The organism is Geodermatophilus sp. SYSU D00766 (assembly GCF_054049915.1).
This window is the reverse complement of record NZ_JBJGYI010000020.1, coordinates 20,307-35,012: the sequence shown is the minus strand read 5'-3', so window position 1 is coordinate 35,012 and position 14,706 is coordinate 20,307. Positions and strand designations below refer to the sequence as shown.

18 protein-coding genes, 1 tRNA gene and 1 pseudogene are annotated in these 14,706 nt (G+C 76.2%); 13 read left to right on the top strand and 7 right to left on the bottom strand.

All coding sequences use genetic code 11. The annotated features are described in order from the left end of the window. From ACI8AD_RS15295 to ACI8AD_RS15275, 5 genes and pseudogenes are all read left to right on the top strand, one after another. Positions 1-744 (top strand): hypothetical protein, encoded by a 744-nt coding sequence (locus ACI8AD_RS15295; protein ID WP_456871377.1) that lies wholly within the window; start codon positions 1-3, stop codon positions 742-744. A gap of 70 nt (positions 745-814) precedes the next feature. Next, positions 815-891, top strand: a tRNA-Met gene (locus ACI8AD_RS15290). A gap of 82 nt (positions 892-973) precedes the next feature. Then, positions 974-1,267: pseudogene (locus ACI8AD_RS15285) on the top strand (GNAT family N-acetyltransferase); the annotation flags it as partial. 114 nt (positions 1,268-1,381) lie between these two features. Continuing rightward, a complete protein-coding gene (locus ACI8AD_RS15280) occupies positions 1,382-2,677 on the top strand; it encodes a cytochrome P450 (protein WP_456871376.1) in 1,296 nt (431 codons plus the stop codon). Then, complete coding sequence (locus tag ACI8AD_RS15275) at positions 2,677-2,862, top strand: ferredoxin (protein WP_456871375.1); 186 nt, start codon at positions 2,677-2,679, stop codon at positions 2,860-2,862. The genes ACI8AD_RS15280 and ACI8AD_RS15275 overlap by 1 nt, the downstream gene beginning before the upstream one ends. A gap of 1 nt (position 2,863) precedes the next feature. Here the strand turns inward: ACI8AD_RS15275 and ACI8AD_RS15270 are convergent, their stop codons facing one another. Both ACI8AD_RS15270 and ACI8AD_RS15265 read right to left on the bottom strand, forming a co-directional pair. Further along, positions 2,864-4,012, bottom strand: coding sequence for a cystathionine gamma-synthase (locus tag ACI8AD_RS15270; protein ID WP_456871374.1), 1,149 nt, complete (start codon positions 4,010-4,012; stop codon positions 2,864-2,866). After that, positions 4,009-5,406, bottom strand: a complete 1,398-nt coding sequence (locus ACI8AD_RS15265) for a cystathionine beta-synthase (RefSeq protein WP_456871373.1) — start codon at positions 5,404-5,406, stop codon at positions 4,009-4,011. The genes ACI8AD_RS15270 and ACI8AD_RS15265 overlap by 4 nt, the downstream gene beginning before the upstream one ends. 146 nt (positions 5,407-5,552) lie before the next feature. On the opposite strand from ACI8AD_RS15265, the gene ACI8AD_RS15260 reads away from it, so the two are divergent. Continuing rightward, the gene (locus ACI8AD_RS15260; RefSeq protein WP_456871372.1) at positions 5,553-6,332 is read left to right on the top strand and encodes an aldo/keto reductase; all 780 of its coding nucleotides are present in this window, start codon (positions 5,553-5,555) and stop codon (positions 6,330-6,332) included. 5 nt (positions 6,333-6,337) lie between these two features. Here ACI8AD_RS15260 and ACI8AD_RS15255 read toward each other — a convergent pair whose 3' ends face one another. After that, complete coding sequence (locus tag ACI8AD_RS15255) at positions 6,338-6,838, bottom strand: hypothetical protein (protein ID WP_456871371.1); 501 nt, start codon at positions 6,836-6,838, stop codon at positions 6,338-6,340. Positions 6,839-6,968: 130 nt separating this feature from the next. Here ACI8AD_RS15255 and ACI8AD_RS15250 point away from each other — a divergent pair, with 130 nt between their 5' ends. The 5 genes from ACI8AD_RS15250 to ACI8AD_RS15230 all read left to right on the top strand — a co-directional run bounded on the left by ACI8AD_RS15250 (position 6,969) and on the right by ACI8AD_RS15230 (position 10,867). Then, positions 6,969-7,985, top strand: coding sequence for an aldo/keto reductase (locus tag ACI8AD_RS15250; RefSeq protein ID WP_456871370.1), 1,017 nt, complete (start codon positions 6,969-6,971; stop codon positions 7,983-7,985). Next, the gene (locus ACI8AD_RS15245) at positions 7,982-8,785 is read left to right on the top strand and encodes an alpha/beta fold hydrolase (protein ID WP_456871369.1); all 804 of its coding nucleotides are present in this window, start codon (positions 7,982-7,984) and stop codon (positions 8,783-8,785) included. Before ACI8AD_RS15250 ends, ACI8AD_RS15245 begins: the two co-directional genes overlap by 4 nt. After that, positions 8,782-9,246 carry an XdhC family protein gene (locus ACI8AD_RS15240; RefSeq protein WP_456871368.1) on the top strand — a complete coding sequence of 155 codons (465 nt, stop codon included), beginning with the start codon at positions 8,782-8,784 and terminating at the stop codon, positions 9,244-9,246. The genes ACI8AD_RS15245 and ACI8AD_RS15240 overlap by 4 nt, the downstream gene beginning before the upstream one ends. After that, positions 9,243-10,586 (top strand): FGGY family carbohydrate kinase, encoded by a 1,344-nt coding sequence (locus ACI8AD_RS15235; RefSeq protein ID WP_456871367.1) that lies wholly within the window; start codon positions 9,243-9,245, stop codon positions 10,584-10,586. The genes ACI8AD_RS15240 and ACI8AD_RS15235 overlap by 4 nt, the downstream gene beginning before the upstream one ends. Positions 10,587-10,672: 86 nt before the next feature. Next, positions 10,673-10,867 (top strand): hypothetical protein, encoded by a 195-nt coding sequence (locus ACI8AD_RS15230; RefSeq protein ID WP_456871366.1) that lies wholly within the window; start codon positions 10,673-10,675, stop codon positions 10,865-10,867. A 74-nt stretch (positions 10,868-10,941) separates the two neighbouring features. Here ACI8AD_RS15230 and hisN read toward each other — a convergent pair whose 3' ends face one another. Both hisN and ACI8AD_RS15220 read right to left on the bottom strand, forming a co-directional pair. Then, positions 10,942-11,745 carry a histidinol-phosphatase gene (gene hisN / locus ACI8AD_RS15225; RefSeq protein ID WP_456871365.1) on the bottom strand — a complete coding sequence of 268 codons (804 nt, stop codon included), beginning with the start codon at positions 11,743-11,745 and terminating at the stop codon, positions 10,942-10,944. Positions 11,746-11,767: 22 nt separating this feature from the next. After that, entirely contained in the window at positions 11,768-11,944 is a 177-nt protein-coding gene (locus tag ACI8AD_RS15220; RefSeq protein WP_456871364.1) for a DUF2795 domain-containing protein, read from the bottom strand. A 54-nt stretch (positions 11,945-11,998) separates the two neighbouring features. Between ACI8AD_RS15220 and ACI8AD_RS15215 the strand changes: the two genes are divergently transcribed. Then, a complete protein-coding gene (locus ACI8AD_RS15215) occupies positions 11,999-12,541 on the top strand; it encodes a DUF2087 domain-containing protein (RefSeq protein ID WP_456871363.1) in 543 nt (180 codons plus the stop codon). Between the two features lie 162 nt (positions 12,542-12,703). Next, positions 12,704-13,342, top strand: coding sequence for a hypothetical protein (locus ACI8AD_RS15210; RefSeq protein ID WP_456871362.1), 639 nt, complete (start codon positions 12,704-12,706; stop codon positions 13,340-13,342). Here ACI8AD_RS15210 and ACI8AD_RS15205 read toward each other — a convergent pair. Together ACI8AD_RS15205 and rsgA are read right to left on the bottom strand one after the other, a co-directional pair. Then, on the bottom strand, positions 13,339-13,770 hold the full coding sequence (locus ACI8AD_RS15205; protein WP_456871361.1) for a VOC family protein: 432 nt from the start codon (positions 13,768-13,770) through the stop codon (positions 13,339-13,341). The genes ACI8AD_RS15210 and ACI8AD_RS15205 overlap by 4 nt on opposite strands. Positions 13,771-13,781: 11 nt before the next feature. Next, positions 13,782-14,678, bottom strand: a complete 897-nt coding sequence (rsgA, locus tag ACI8AD_RS15200) for a ribosome small subunit-dependent GTPase A (protein WP_456871360.1) — start codon at positions 14,676-14,678, stop codon at positions 13,782-13,784. Positions 14,679-14,706: the final 28 nt, after the last annotated feature.

Below are 14,706 nucleotides of genomic sequence, written 5' to 3'. Positions count from 1 at the left end.
GTGACCGACGTCCGACAGCCCACGTGGACCCCGCCCGGCCGGGCCAGCCGTGCCGGACGGGCGGCCGCGCTCGTCCTCGGCGTGCTGCTCCTGCTGCCCGGCCTGGCCCTGGGGGCCGCGGGGGGAGTGCTGCTGTGGGCCGACGCGCACCGCTCCGGCGGCTTCGTCACCAGCCCCGAGGAGCGCTTCACGTCGCCCGGTGCCGCCCTGGTCAGCGACCGGATCGACCTGCGGGCCGGCCCCGACTGGCTGCCGGTCGGCTCGGCCCTGGGCACCGCCCGGCTCGAGGTCACCGCGGAGACGGCCGAGGAGGTCTTCGTCGGGATCGCGCCGGCCGCGGACGCGCGGGCCTACCTCGACGGCGTCCGGCGGACCGCCGTCGACGGGCTCGGCTTCGACGGCCCGGCCGACGCCGAGGACGAGATCCCCGGCGGCCCGCCGCCCGGGCCGCCCGGGGACCAGGACTTCTGGACCGTGCAGGTCTCCGGCACCGGACCGCAGCAGCTGACCTGGGACCCCGCCGACGGCGACTGGGTGTTCGTGGTGATGGACGCCGACGGCTCCCCCGGGGTCGACGTGCGCGCCCGGATCGGCGCCGAGCTGCCCGCGCTCACCGGCATCGGGTGGGCCGTCGTCGCCGCCGGCCTGGTCGTGAGCCTGCTGGCCGTGCTGCTCCTGCGCCCGGCGCTCGTCCGCCCGGTCGAGGACTGGCCGGCCGCGCGGGCGCGCCCCGTCGGCGACTGAGCGGTCCGGCGGGCCCCTCACCGGGGGCCCGCCGGCACCCGCGCGGGGACGTGTACAGTGGAGTCACCGACGCGGGGTGGAGCAGCTCGGTAGCTCGCTGGGCTCATAACCCAGAGGTCACAGGTTCGAATCCTGTCCCCGCTACCACCGCACGAGGGCCCCGGAGCACACGCTCCGGGGCCCTCGTCGTCTCCGCGGCCGGAACAGGGCGCCGCCGCGGACGGTTGGCCCGCACATGGAGCCCACCGTGCACGACGCCCCCGACGCCGAGCGCTACGAGATCCGCGACGGCGACCGCCTGCTGGGCCTGGCCGCCTACCGGCGCCGCGGCGACGAGGTGGTGTTCACCCACACCGAGGTCGACCCGCACGCCGAGGGCTCGGGGCTGGGCGGCACGCTGGTCCGCGGCGCCCTCGACGACGTCCGGTCCCGGGGGCTGCGCGCGGTGCCGCACTGCTCCTTCGTCCGCGGCTGGATCGACCGCCACCCCGAGTACCGGGACCTCGTCGCGCACGACTCCTGACCGGCGGACGGCGCCGGAGGGTGACCCGCCCGACGCGCCCGGGTGTGTTGCCTGCCACAGGGGCGTCTCTCTAGCGTGCGGTCAACGGTGACCGTTTCGACGAGGGAGTCGTCCGTGACCATCGCAGCCGTGCCCCCGGCCGAGCCCGCCGACGTCGACATGGGCACCGTCGACCTGTCCGACCGGGACTGGTGGACGACGCCGCCGGGCTACCGGCACGCGGCCTTCGACCGGCTGCGGCAGGAGCGCCCGTTCGCCTTCTTCGCCGAGCCCGAGATCCCCGGCATCCCGGCCGGCCCGGGGTACCACGCGGTCACCCGCTACGCCGACCTCGAGGCGATCAGCTCGCAGCCGGCGCTGTTCTGCTCCGGCCGGGGCGCGGTGTCCATGCAGGACATGCCCTCCGAGCTCAACGAGTTCTACGGCTCGCTGATCAGCATGGACGACCCCCGGCACGCCAAGATCCGCCGGATCGTCTCGAAGACGTTCACCCCGCGGATGCTCGAGCGGACACTGGACTCCGTGCGCGCCGTCGTCGACGACGTGCTGGCCCGCGCCCGGGCGACGGCGGCGGCGAACGGCGGGGCGATCGACGTCGTCGCCGACATCGCCGCGCCGATCCCGCTGCGGGTCATCTGCGACATGATGGGCGTCCCGGAGGAGGACCGGCCCGCGGTGCTGGCGCACTCCAACGTCATCCTCTCCGGCGGCGACCCGGAGCTCATCGAGAACGACGACCCGCTGACCGCCTTCCTCACCGCCGGCATGGAGCTGGCCGCGCTCATGGAGCGGCTGGCCGGCGAGCGGGTGACGCAGCCGCGCGAGGACCTGACCACCGCCCTGGTCACCACCGAGGTCGACGGCGAGAAGCTGTCGCACCAGGAGATCGCGTCGTTCTTCATCCTGCTGCTGGTGGCGGGCAACGAGACCACCCGCAACGCCATCTCCCAGGGCCTGCTCGCGCTGTCGGAGCACCCCGACCAGTGGGCGCGGTGGGCGGCCGACCCCGCGCTGGACCGCACCGGTGTCGAGGAGGTGGTCCGCTGGGTCAGCCCGGTCACCTGGATGCGGCGCACCGCCACCCAGGACGGCGAGATCGGTGGGCACCGCTTCACCGCGGGGGAGAAGTTCCTGCTGTTCTACGCCGCGGCCAACCGCGACCCCGAGGTCTTCGCCGACCCGCAGCGCTTCGACGTCGGCCGCGACCCCAACCCGCACGTCGGCTTCGGGTCCAAGGGGCCGCACTTTTGCCTGGGCGCGCACCTGGCCCGCCGCGAGCTGCAGGTGACCTTCCGCGCGGTGTTCGACCAGCTGCCCGACCTCGAGGTCACCGGCCCCCCGGACCGGCTGGCGTCGTCGTTCGTCAACGGCCTCAAGCGGCTGCCGGCGCGGCTGGGCGGGGAGCGCTGATGCGGGTCACCGCCGACCGGGAGGTGTGCGTGGGCTCGGGCCAGTGCGAGCTGCTGGCCCCCGATGTCTTCGAGGTCGACGACGACGGCGCCGTCCGGGTGCTGCAGGAGCACCCCGACGACGCCGCCGCGGCCCGCGACGCGGTGTCCCAGTGCCCGACCGGGGCCCTCGCGCTGGTCGAGTAGCTCAGCCCAGCGCCTGCGCCAGGTCGGCGAGCAGGTCGTCGGCGTCCTCGATGCCCACCGACAGCCGCACCAGGTCGCCGGGCACCTCCAGCGGCGAGCCGGCCGCGCTGGCGTGGGTCATGCGATGCGGGTGCTCGATGAGCGACTCCACCCCGCCCAGGGACTCCGCCAGCGTGAACAGCCGCGCCCGCTCGCAGACCCGCAGCGCCGCGTCCTCGCCGGCGGCCAGGCGGAACGACAGCATCCCGCCGAAGCCGGACATCTGCTTGGCGGCGATGTCGTGACCGGGGTGGTCGGGCAGGCCCGGGTAGAGCACGGAGGACACCGCCGGGTGCTCCGACAGGTACTCGGCGATCCGCGCCGCGTTGGCCTGGTGCCGCTCCATGCGCACGCCGAGGGTCTTGATGCCGCGCAGGACCAGCCAGTCCGACAGCGGGCCGGAGACCGCCCCCATCGCGTTCTGGCTGAAGACCAGCTCCGCGGCGAGCTCCTCGTCCCGCACCACCAGCGCCCCGCCGACGACGTCGGAGTGCCCGCCGAGGTACTTCGTCGTCGAGTGCACGACGACGTCGGCGCCGAGGGTCAGCGGCCGCTGCAGGTAGGGCGAGGCGAAGGTGTTGTCGACGACGAGCAGCGCGCCGGCCTCGTGCGCGATCTCGGCGGTCAGGGCGATGTCGGCGACGTTGAGCAGCGGGTTGGTCGGCGTCTCGCACCACACGACCCGCGTCGAGCCGGGCCGGATGGCGGCGCGCAGCGCGTCGGGGTCGTTGAGGTCGGCCGGCGTGTGCTCGACGCCCCAGCGGGAGACGACCTTGGAGATCAGCCGGAACGTGCCGCCGTAGGCGTCGCCGCCGAGGACGACGTGACTGCCCGGCCGGCACACGGTGCGCAGCAGGGTGTCCTCGGCGGCCAGGCCGGAGGCGAACGCCAGGCCCGCGGTGCCCTCCTCGAGGGAGGCCAGCAGGTCCTGCAGCGCGTCGCGGGTCGGGTTGGCGCTGCGGGCGTACTCGTAGCCGTTGCGCAGCCCGCCGACGCCGTCCTGCTTGAAGGTGGTGGCCAGGTGCAGCGGGACGACGACCGCGCCGGTGGCCGGGTCGGGGTCCTGCCCGGCGTGGATGGCGCGGGTGTCGAAGCCGGAGAACTCGCTCACCGGGTCACCCCCGCCAGGTGGCCGAGCACGTCCTGCCGGGTGACGACGCCCGCGGGCTTGCCGTCGACGTGCACGATCAGCGCGTCGGCCTCGCCGAACTCCGCCACCGCGGCGCTGACCGGCTCGCCGGAGCCGATGATCGGCAGCGGTGCGGACATGTGCCTCTCCACCCGGTCCGACAGCGACGCGCGGCCGGCGAACAGCGCGTCGAGCAGCACCTTCTCGTCGACGGAGCCGACCACCTCGCCGGCGGTGACCGGCGGCTCGGCCTTGACCACGGGCATCTGGCTGACGCCGTACTCGCGCAGGATGTCGATGGCGTCGCGGACCGTCTCGTTGGGGTGGGTGTGTACGAGGACGGGCGTGGCGCCGGCCCCGTCCCGTGACTTGGCCTGGAGCAGCTCGCCCACCGTCTCGCCACCGGTGGTGACGTCGAGGAAACCGTAGTCGGCCATCCACTGGTCGTTGAAGATCTTGTTGAGGTAGCCGCGGCCGCCGTCGGGCAGCAGCACCACCACGACGTCGTCCTTCGTCAGCTTCTCGGCCGCGCGCAGCGCGCCGGCGACGGCCATCCCGCAGGAGCCGCCCACCAGCAGGCCCTCCTCGCGGGCCAGCCGGCGGGTCATGTGGAAGGAGTCGGCGTCGGACACCGGGACGATCTCGTCGGCGATCCCGCGGTCGTAGGCGTCGGGCCAGAAGTCCTCGCCGACGCCCTCGACCAGGTAGGGCCGGCCGGTGCCGCCGGAGTACACCGAACCCTCCGGGTCGACGCCGACGACGCGGACGCGGCCGTCGGAGGCCTCCTTGAGGTAGCGGCCGATGCCGCTGATGGTGCCGCCGGTGCCGACGCCGGTGACGAAGCAGGTCACCCGGCCCTCGGTCTGCTCCCAGATCTCCGGGCCGGTGGTCTCGTAGTGCGAGCGCGGGTTGGCCGGGTTGGCGTACTGGTCGGGCTTCCAGCCGCCGGGGGTCTCGCGGGCCAGCCGGTCGGAGACCGAGTAGTAGGAGCGCGGGTCGGCCGGGTCGACGGCGGTGGGGCAGACGTGCACCTCCGCGCCGTACGCCCGCAGCACGTTGATCTTGTCCTGGCTGACCTTGTCGGGGCAGACGAACACGCACCGGTACCCGCGCTGCTGGGCGACCAGCGCCAGCCCGATGCCGGTGTTGCCGCTGGTGGGCTCGACGATCGTCCCGCCGGGCTTGAGCTCACCGCTGGCCTCGGCGTCGTCGACCATGCGCACGGCGATCCGGTCCTTCACCGAGCCGCCGGGGTTGAGGTACTCGACCTTGGCCAGCACCAGGGGCGCGTCCGGTCCGAGGTCGCGGGTCACCCGCGACAGCCGGACCAGCGGCGTGCCCCCGATCAGGTCGACGACGGACTCGGCGTACTGCACTCGGACCTCCTCGGCGGCGCCCCGGGCGGGCGCTCGCCTCTCCATCCCACCACCCGGGACGGGTGCGGGCGCGCGCGCCGGTCCCCGGTCACCCGGGGGACGGCGCCGCGGGTGTCGGCGCGCGGGGAGGCGGGCAGGGCAGCGGCATGACCGACGCGATCCCCGCCGCCGCGCTGACCGGCGGCGGCGCCATGCCGCTGCTCGGGTTCGGCACCTGGCAGATGACCGGTGCGACCTGCTACGACGCCGTCCGGACCGCGCTGGACGCCGGCTACCGGCACCTGGACACCGCGACGATGTACCGCAACGAGGCCGAGGTGGGCCGGGCGCTGCGCGACTCCGGCGTCGACCGCGACGAGGTCTTCGTCACCACCAAGCTGCCGCCCCGCGAGGCCGGCCGCGCCGAGCGGACGCTGACCGCGTCGCTGGGCGCGCTCGGGCTCGACGCGGTCGACCTGTGGCTGGTGCACTGGCCGCCCGGCGGCGCGGGGGAGGACCTGTGGGAGCGCTTCGTCGCCGCACGTGAGGCCGGGCGGGCCCGGGCGATCGGGGTGAGCAACTACTCGCTGCAGCAGGTCGACCGGCTGACCGCGGCCACCGGGGTGACGCCGCAGGTGAACCAGGTCAGCTGGGCGCCGGCGCTGTTCGACGCCGCCGTCGAGACCGGCCACCGCGAGCGTGGCGTCGTCCTGGAGGGGTACAGCCCGTTCAAGAACACCGACCTGCGCGACCCGGTGCTGCGCGAGGTCGCCGACGCGCACGGCGTCACCCCGGCGCAGGTGGTGCTGCGCTGGCACGTCGAGCACGGCGTCGTCGTCATCCCCAAGTCGGCCACGCCCGAGCGGATCCGGGCCAACCTCGAGATCGGGGGGTTCTCCCTGACCGCCGACGAGGTGGCCCGCGTCGACGGCCTCTCGCGGCGCTGAGCCGGTCAGGACCGCGGGGCCACCGGCGTCCGGGGCTCGCCGGCCAGCGCGCGGCGGACGTCCACCATCGGCGCCACCAGCCCCGTCGTCGGCCGGCGGACCGGGGTCGGGTTCGGCGTGGCGGTGCGGCGGCGCCGGGAGCGGCGGGAGCGCAGCGCGGTCAGCAGGTCGAGGAGGGCCAGCGCCGAGGCGCCGACGACGACGTTGCCCAGCCGCCGCTGCCGCTCGCCGCTGCGGTTGCCGAGGGCGATGCCCAGGGCGGTGAGGTCGACGACGTCGCCGGCCACGCGCGTCCAGGCCCAGCCGGGGCGCCCGGCGAGCAGCCCCGCGGCGTGCGCGAGCTCGCGGGCGCCGACGGCGGTGACCACCGGCAGCGCGACGGGGGAGTCGTCGACCCCGGCGAACCGGGCCACCTCCCGGGGCGAGACGAGCATCGCGGTGCCCAGACCCAGGCTGGCCAGGCCGAGCAGGCGGCCCGTGCGGCGGGGGGCGGATCGGGCGGTCATGGGTCCTCCCGGGGTCGGTGCCCGGGGCGGCTACCCGGGGCAGCGACCGGGAAACGGCGGCGGGACGGCCGTGGGACGGCGGCGGGACGGCCGCTGGCGGACCGGGCGACGGCGGGGCGAGGATGCGGGCATGACCTCCCCCTCCGCCGGCACCCGCACGCTCGGCCGGGACGGCCTGGTCGTCTCCGCCCTCGGCCTGGGCTGCATGGGGATGAGCCAGATGTACGGCACCGCCGACCGCGACGAGTCGATCGCGACGGTCCACCGGGCGCTCGACCTCGGGATCACCTTCCTCGACACCGCCGACGTCTACGGGGACGGGCACAACGAGGAGCTGGTCGGCGAGGCGATCCGCGGCCGCCGCGACGAGGTCCAGCTGGCGACGAAGTTCTCGCTGCGGCGCAACGACCGCGGGGGCATGGACATCGACGGCCGGCCGGAGAACGTGCGGGCCTGCGCCGAGGCGAGCCTGCGCCGGCTGCGGGTCGACGTGATCGACCTGTACTACCAGCACCGGGTCGACCCGCGGGTGCCGATCGAGCACACGGTCGGGGCGATGGCGGAGCTGGTGGCGCAGGGCAAGGTCCGGTTCCTGGGGCTGTCGGAGGCCTCGGCCGCCTCGGTCCGCCGCGCGGTCGCCGTCCACCCCGTCGCGGCGCTGCAGAGCGAGTGGTCGCTGTGGACCCGCGACGTCGAGGCGGAGGTGCTCGGCGTCGCCCGCGAGCACGGCATCGGCGTCGTCCCGTTCAGCCCGCTCGGCCGCGGCTTCCTCACCGGCGCCATCCGCGGCCCGGAGGACTTCGCCGACGACGACTGGCGCCGCGGCCACCCCCGCTTCACCGGGGAGGCGTTCGCGGCCAACCTGCGGCTGGTCGACGCCGTCCGGGCGATGGCCGAGGAGAAGGGGTGCACGCCCGGGCAGCTGGCGCTGGCCTGGGTGCTCGCGCAGGGCGAGGACGTCGTGCCGATCCCCGGCACCAAGCGCCGGCCCTACCTGGAGGAGAACGCCGGCGCGCTGGCCGTCGCGCTGTCGGCCGGTGACCTGGCCAGGCTCGGGGAGATCGCCCCGCCCGGCGTCGCGGTCGGCGGCCGCTACGTCGACTCCTCCTACGCCTACGGCGACAGCCCGGAGCGGGGCGCCGCGTGACCGCGACGACCAACACCGTGACCACCACCGCGCCCCTGCGGGTGCCCGGTGCCGACGGCGTCGCGGTGGCGGTCCACCGGTGGGGGACCCCGGGCGCGCTCCCGCCGGTCTACCTGCAGCACGGCTTCGTCGCGGACACCCGGCTCAACTGGGTCGGCACCGGCACGGTCGCGGCGCTGCTGGCGGCCGGGCGCGAGGTCGTCGGGATCGACGCCCGCGGGCACGGCCGGTCGGACAAGCCGCACGACCCCGCTGCCTACGGCGAGCTCCGCATGGCCGGCGACCTGCGGGGGGTGGCCGACGCGCTCGGCCACGACGCCTTCGACCTGGCCGGGTACTCGATGGGCGCGACGGTCGCGGTGCTGGTCGCCGCCGCCGACCGGCGGGTGCGCCGGCTGGTGGTCGGCGGCGCCGGCGCGGCACTCGTCGAGCCCGGCGGCGCCGAGCGGCACCGGGTCCTCATGGGCGAGCTGGCCGCCGCGCTCGAGGCGGCCGACGTCGCCGACGTGCGCGACCCGGCCACCGTCCTCTTCCGCCGGATGGCCGACGCCCTCGCCGCCGACCGGATGGCCCTGGCCGCGCACGCCCGGGCGGTGCACACCCGCGACGCGGACCTCGCGGCGATCACCGCGCCCACGCTGGTCCTCGCCGGCGACGCCGACCCGCTGGCGGCCCGCCCCGAGGTGCTGGCCGGGGCCATCCCCGGTGCCCGGGTCACCGTCGTCCCCGGCGACCACTCCACCGTGCTCCGGGCGCCGGCCTTCGCCGCGGCGCTGGTGGCCTTCCTGGGGGAGTCGTGAGCGGGGGAGCCGGGCGGGTGCTGGTGGCGGTGTTCGACTCGCCGGTGGCCGCGGTGCTGCTGCGGTGGGCGCCGGAGCTCGGCTTCCGCACCGTGCTGCTCGACCCCGACCCCGCCCGCGGTGCCGGGGTCACCGGGCTGGCCGACCTGACGGAGGACCTGTCCGACGCCGACGTCGTCGTCACCGACCACCACCGGCCCGAGCTCGGCGAGGTGCTGCGCGACGCGCTGGCCCGGCGGGTGCGCTGGGTCGGGGTGATGGGCAACCCGCGGCACGAGGGTCCGCACGTGGCCGCGCTGGCCGCTCTCGGCGTCCCGCCGGAGGAGGTGGCGCGGGTGCACCGGCCGATCGGCCTGGACATCGGCTCCCGCACCCCGGCGGAGATCGCGCTGAGCACGCTGGCCGGGCTGCTCGCCGACCGCAACGGCCGCAGCGGCGGAGCCGCCCACCGCCCGCGGTGAGCGCCGTCCTGCTCGGCGCGGACCTGGGGACGAGCGGGCTCAAGCTGGTCGCGCTGGGCGAGGACGGCCGGCTCGTCGCGGAGGCGGAGGCCGGCTACCCGGTCGAGCAGCCGCACGAGGGCTGGGCCGAGTGCGCCGTCGGCACCTGGCGGGCGGCGTTCGACGACGCGCTGGCCCGGCTGCTGCCGCTGCTCGGGGGCCGCCCGGTGGCCGGGCTGGGGCTGGCCGGGCAGATGCACGGCACCGTCCTGGTCGACGACGGCGGGACCGCGCTGGCGCCCGCGGTGCTGTGGCCCGACCGGCGGGCCACCGCGGAGGTCGCCCGCTGGCGGGGGATGCCGGCCGCCGACCGGGCGGCGCTGGCCAACCCGCTCGTCCCCGGGATGACCGGTCCGGTGCTCGCCTGGCTCGCCGCCCACCGGCCGGACCTGGTCGGGCGCGCGGCCGCCGTCGTGCTGCCCAAGGACGCGCTGCGGGCCACCCTGCTGCCCGGCGCCGACCCGCGGGTCACCGACCGCAGCGACGCCTCGGCGACGCTGCTGTGGGACGTCGTCGCCGACGGCTGGTCCGACGCCGCCCGGGCCGCGGCGGGCGTGCCGGCGTCGCTGCTGCCCGTGGTGCGCCCGTCGGCGGGGATCGCGGGTACCGCCGTGCTCGGGGGTGCCGAGGTGCCGGTCGTCGTCGGGGGTGCCGACACGCCCCTGGCGATGCTGGCGGCCGGCTCCGGCGGGGCGCTGCAGGTCAACCTCGGTACCGGTGCGCAGGTGCTGCGCCCCGGCTGGACGCCGGTGCCGGCCGACGACCCGCCCGTGCACGGCTACGCCGACACCGGCGACGGCTGGTACGCGATGGCGGCGCTGCAGAACGGCGGCTCGGCGTGGACGTGGGTCGCGGGCGTGCTCGGGGTGGCGCCCGCGGAGCTGTTCGACCTCGCCGCGACCGCGCGGCCCGGTGCCGGGGGAGCGGTGTTCCGGCCGTTCCTCACCGGCGAGCGCGGCGGCGTCGCCGGCCCCGACGACCGCGCCGGGTGGACCGGCCTGTCCGCCGGGACCACCCGCGCCGACCTCGCCCGCGCCGCCGTCGAGGGGGTGCTCTCGGCCGTGGCCGCCGCCGCCGGACTGCTCGGCGGGGCGCCGCGCGGGCCGGTGGTCCTCACCGGCGGCGGGGGACGGGTGCCGCTGGTCCGGCAGCTCCTGGCCGACTCGCTCGACCGGCCGGTGGTCTACCTGCCGCTGCGCAGCGCGTCGGCCGTCGGCGCCGCGGTGCTGGCCGGGCGCGGCGTCGGCCGGCCGGTCGAGCCGCAGCGGACGCCGTCGCCGCCGGTGACGCCGCGGGCCTGACCCTCCCTGCGGAACGGTGCCGGTCGGACGGCCGTTGACCGGGACGAGGGGCCCCGCACGGGGCCCGGCGAGAGGAGGCGCACGACATGGCGTCGGTGTTCGACAAGGTGGCCCAGTTCGCCCGCAGCCCGAAGGGCCAGCAGGCGCTGCGGCAGGTGTCCGACAAGGCCCAGCGGATGGCCAAGGACCCCAAGACCAAGGCCCGGATCGACGACGCCCGCCGCCGGTTCTCCGGCGGCCGCGGCACCGGCAGCGGCGGCGGGACCACCCCCACGGTCTGAGGAAGGACCCCCTTGCCCCCCGCCGCTCGCGAGCTCGCGGCGGGACCCTGCAGGGGGGCCACCCTCGTCCGTCGCTAGGCCGGGTCGGGCAGCCGCAGGTGAGACAGCGCGGCGTCGTGCAGCGCGCCGTTGGTCGCGAGCGCACTGCCCCCGGCCGGCCCGGGGACGCCGGACAGGTCGGTGAACCGGCCGCCGGCCTCGCGGACGATGACGTCGAGGGCAGCGAGGTCCCACAGCGACACCTCGGGCTCGCAGGCGACGTCGACCGCGCCCTCCGCGAGCAGCACGTAGCTCCAGAAGTCGCCGTAGGCCCGGGTGCGCCAGACCGACCGGGTGAGGTCGAGGAACCCGTCGAGCAGGCCGCGCTCCTCCCAGCCGGACAGGCTGGAGAACGACAGGCTCGCGTCACCGAGGTCGGAGACGCCCGAGACCCGGCAGCGGGTGGCCGACTCCAGCCGCCGGCCGGTCCAGGCGCCGACGTCCTTGGCCGCCCACCAGCGGCGGTTGAGCGCGGGCGCCGACACCAGGCCGACCACCGGCTCGTCGCCGTCGAACAGCGCGATCAGGGTGGCCCAGACCGGCACGCCACGGATGAAGTTCTTCGTCCCGTCGATGGGGTCGAGCACCCACCGCCTGGGCCCGTGCCCGGTGACGCCGAACTCCTCGCCCAGGACGGCGTCGCGGGTGCGGGCCCGGGAGAGGGTGATCCGCAGCTGCTCCTCGACGGCGCGGTCGGCGTCGGTGACCGGCGTCAGGTCGGGCTTGGTCTCGACGGTGAGGTCGAGCGCCCGGAAGCGGTCCATGCTCAGCGAGTCCGCCTGGTCGGCGAGCACGTGCGCGAGGTGCATGTCCCCCGTGTAGTCCCGGCCCGGTGTCATGGGCACCGAACCTAGCGGGGCGTCAGTCGAAGACCGCGGCGCTCACGCCGCTGGGCCCCTCGTACTCGCGGTCGTCGATCTTCTGCAGCGCCTCGACCACGTCCTTGCCGCCGCCCTTGGCGTGCTCGAGGATCTGCTCCTTCGTGGCCGGGTAGTCGATGCCCTTGAGGGCCTTCTGGATGTCGATGGGGCTCACCATGCCGGTCGGCCTACCCCCGCCCCGCTGCTCCGATGCGCGGATACCGTCCTGGGGGTGCAGGCGACGACGATCGTGGGGCTGCTGGCCGACCCCACCCGGCTCAAGGTGGTGGCCGCGCTCGCCCTGGGGGCCGGGACGATCGAGGAGGTCGCCGTCGCCGGCGGCCTGCCGCTGAAGGACGTCGCGCTGGCCGCCCGCCGGCTGGCCCGCGCCGGGCTGGTGCGCCGCGACGGCCACGCCCTCGAGCTGCTCACCGAGCGCTTCGGTGCCGCGGCCCGGGCCGCGGCCGAGGCCGCCCCGCCACCGGAGCCGCTGTCGGACGACCCCGCCGAGTCCGCCGTCCTCGCCTCCTTCATCCGCGACGGGCGGCTGACGACGATCCCCGCGCAGCGCAGCAAGCGCCGGGTGGTGCTCGAGCACGTGGTGCGGGTGTTCGACGTCGGCGTCCGCTACCCCGAGCGCGAGGTCAACGCCCTGCTCGCCGTGTGGCACCCCGACACCGCCGCGCTGCGCCGCTACCTGGTCGACGAGGGGCTGCTCTCCCGCGAGGCCGGGCTGTACTGGCGCACCGGCGGTCCGGTCGACCTCGACGGGTAGTCCTCCCGCCGGCAGTCGTGCTCTGCCCCCCGATGCGGGGCAGAGCACGAGTGTCCGGCCGAGCAGGTCCTGGTCCTGGACGCTCGTGCTCTGCACACACCTGTGTGCAGAGCACGACCACTCGCACGACAGGTGTCCGGCTGCCGGGCCACACTGCCGGTCGTGCCCGACGCCGACGCCTTCCGCGCGCTCGCCCGCTCCTCGCCGGAGCGGTGGACGACGCTGCGCTTCACCGAGCGCCGGCGCCACGGGTGGGCGTGGTCCGAGCCGGTCCGCGCGTGGCTGCGCCGGCCCGACCTGCTGCGCGTGGAGGACGCCACCGGCCGGCTGCTGCAGGTGGTGCGGGAGGTCGGTGCGGACCACGACCCGATGTGGCAGGACTACCGCTGGGTGGCCGAGCTGCGCCCGCTGGAGCTGGCCGACGGCCTGGATCCCGACACCCGGGAGCCCGCGGTGGGGACGGCGGTCGAGGTCGACGGGCTGCGCGAGGTCGAGCACGCCGGCCGCGCGGCGTGGGAGGCGCTCGTCGTGCCGACCGGCCGGTACGAGCCGCGCTGCGGGTGCTGCCCCCTGCTGCGCAGCCGGAGGATCGACGAGCTCGAGTGGGGCAGCGTCGAGGACGTCGTCGAGTACCCCTCCGTGCACCTGGTCCGGCTCGACGTGGCGACCGGGGTCTGCGTGTGGGCCGAGCCCCTCGACGGCACCTACGCCGGTGAGACGCACGACCTGCGCATCGAGGCGGTCGACGAGCGCATGCCCGACGACCTCTTCTCCCGGGCGCGGCGCCAGGGTGCGGTCTAGCCCAGCCGGACCGTCCCGTCGGGGCCGACCGACCAGCCGGGGTTGTGCGCGACCTCCCAGACCACACCGTTCGGGTCGCGCACCAGCGCGTGGAAGACGCCGCCGAACGCGCCCTCCTCGGGGGCGGTGAGCACCGTGCCGCCGGCCGCGGCCATCCGGTCGGTGAGCGCGACGACGGCGTCCCGGTCGGCCACGTTGTGCGCCAGCGTCACGCCCGACACCTCGGGGCGCGCCGGGCCGGTGCCGAGGTCGCGGGCGAAGCTCCCCGCCTCGAAGAAGGCCAGCACCGTCCCGGGCGCGATCTGGAAGAAGACGATCTCGCCCGGGACGTCGAGCAGCGGCGTCCACCCGAGCCCGTCGGCGTAGAAGCGCCGCACGGCGTCGAGGTCGGCGGTGGCCAGGGTGACGACGTGGACCTGCTGCTCCATGGAGACCTCCGTCAGTAGCCGGGGCCGAGCTGGCCGACGGCGTCGAGCAGCCGCCGGACGCTGGCCAGCCGCTCGGTGCGGCCGGGTGGTCCGGCCGCCGCCCAGGCGTCCAGCGCGCAGTCGGGGTCGTCGGCGGAGTGCCCGCACCCGGGCGGGCAGTCGACGGCGGCCTGGGCCAGGTCGTCGAAGGCGGCGACGACGTCGTCGGCGGTGACGTGCGCCAGGCCGAACGAGCGGATGCCGGGGGTGTCGATGACCGTGCCGCCGCCGGGCAGGTCGAACAGCACCGCCGACGACGAGGTGTGCCGCCCCTTGCCCACCTTGCTGACGTCGCCGGTGGCCCGGTCGGCGGCGGGCACCAGCCGGTTGACCAGCGTCGACTTGCCCACGCCGGACTGGCCGACGAACACGCTGGTGCGCCCGCCGATGCGGTCGAGCAGCGGGTCCAGCGGCGCCTCGCGCGACATCGGCACCGCGTCGACGCCGAGTCCCGCGTAGCGGTCCAGCAGCGGCTGCGGGCTGGCCAGGTCGGTCTTGGTCAGGCAGAACAGCGGCTCCAGGCCACCGGCGTAGGCGGCGACCAGGCAGCGGTCGAGGAACCCCAGCGCCGGGTCGGGGTCGGTCACCGAGGTGACCACGACGAGCAGCTCGGCGTTGGCGACGACCACCCGCTCGGTGGGGTCGGTGTCGTCGGCGGTGCGCCGCAGCGACGTCGTCCGGTCCTCGATGACGACGATCCGGGCGAGCGTGTCGGGCCGGCCGGTGGTGTCGCCGACCAGCCGCACCCGGTCCCCGACGACGACGCCGTGCCGGCCGAGCTCGCGGGCGCGCATCGCGGTCACCTCGGCCGTGCCGCCGCCGGGCTCCTCGACCCGCACGGTCATCCGCCCGCGGTCGACCGCGGTCACCAGCCCGGGGACGGCGTCGGCGTGGGCC

Coding starts and splice junctions, on each gene's coding strand:
- ACI8AD_RS15260 (WP_456871372.1), top strand. CDS start 5,553: ATGACCGACGCGATCCCCGCCGCCGCGCTGACCGGCGGCGGCGCCATG.
- ACI8AD_RS15220 (WP_456871364.1), bottom strand. CDS start 11,944: ATGGTGAGCCCCATCGACATCCAGAAGGCCCTCAAGGGCATCGACTAC.
- ACI8AD_RS15255 (WP_456871371.1), bottom strand. CDS start 6,838: ATGACCGCCCGATCCGCCCCCCGCCGCACGGGCCGCCTGCTCGGCCTG.
- ACI8AD_RS15275 (WP_456871375.1), top strand. CDS start 2,677: ATGCGGGTCACCGCCGACCGGGAGGTGTGCGTGGGCTCGGGCCAGTGC.
- ACI8AD_RS15250 (WP_456871370.1), top strand. CDS start 6,969: ATGACCTCCCCCTCCGCCGGCACCCGCACGCTCGGCCGGGACGGCCTG.
- ACI8AD_RS15230 (WP_456871366.1), top strand. CDS start 10,673: ATGGCGTCGGTGTTCGACAAGGTGGCCCAGTTCGCCCGCAGCCCGAAG.
- hisN (WP_456871365.1), bottom strand. CDS start 11,745: ATGACACCGGGCCGGGACTACACGGGGGACATGCACCTCGCGCACGTG.
- ACI8AD_RS15205 (WP_456871361.1), bottom strand. CDS start 13,770: ATGGAGCAGCAGGTCCACGTCGTCACCCTGGCCACCGCCGACCTCGAC.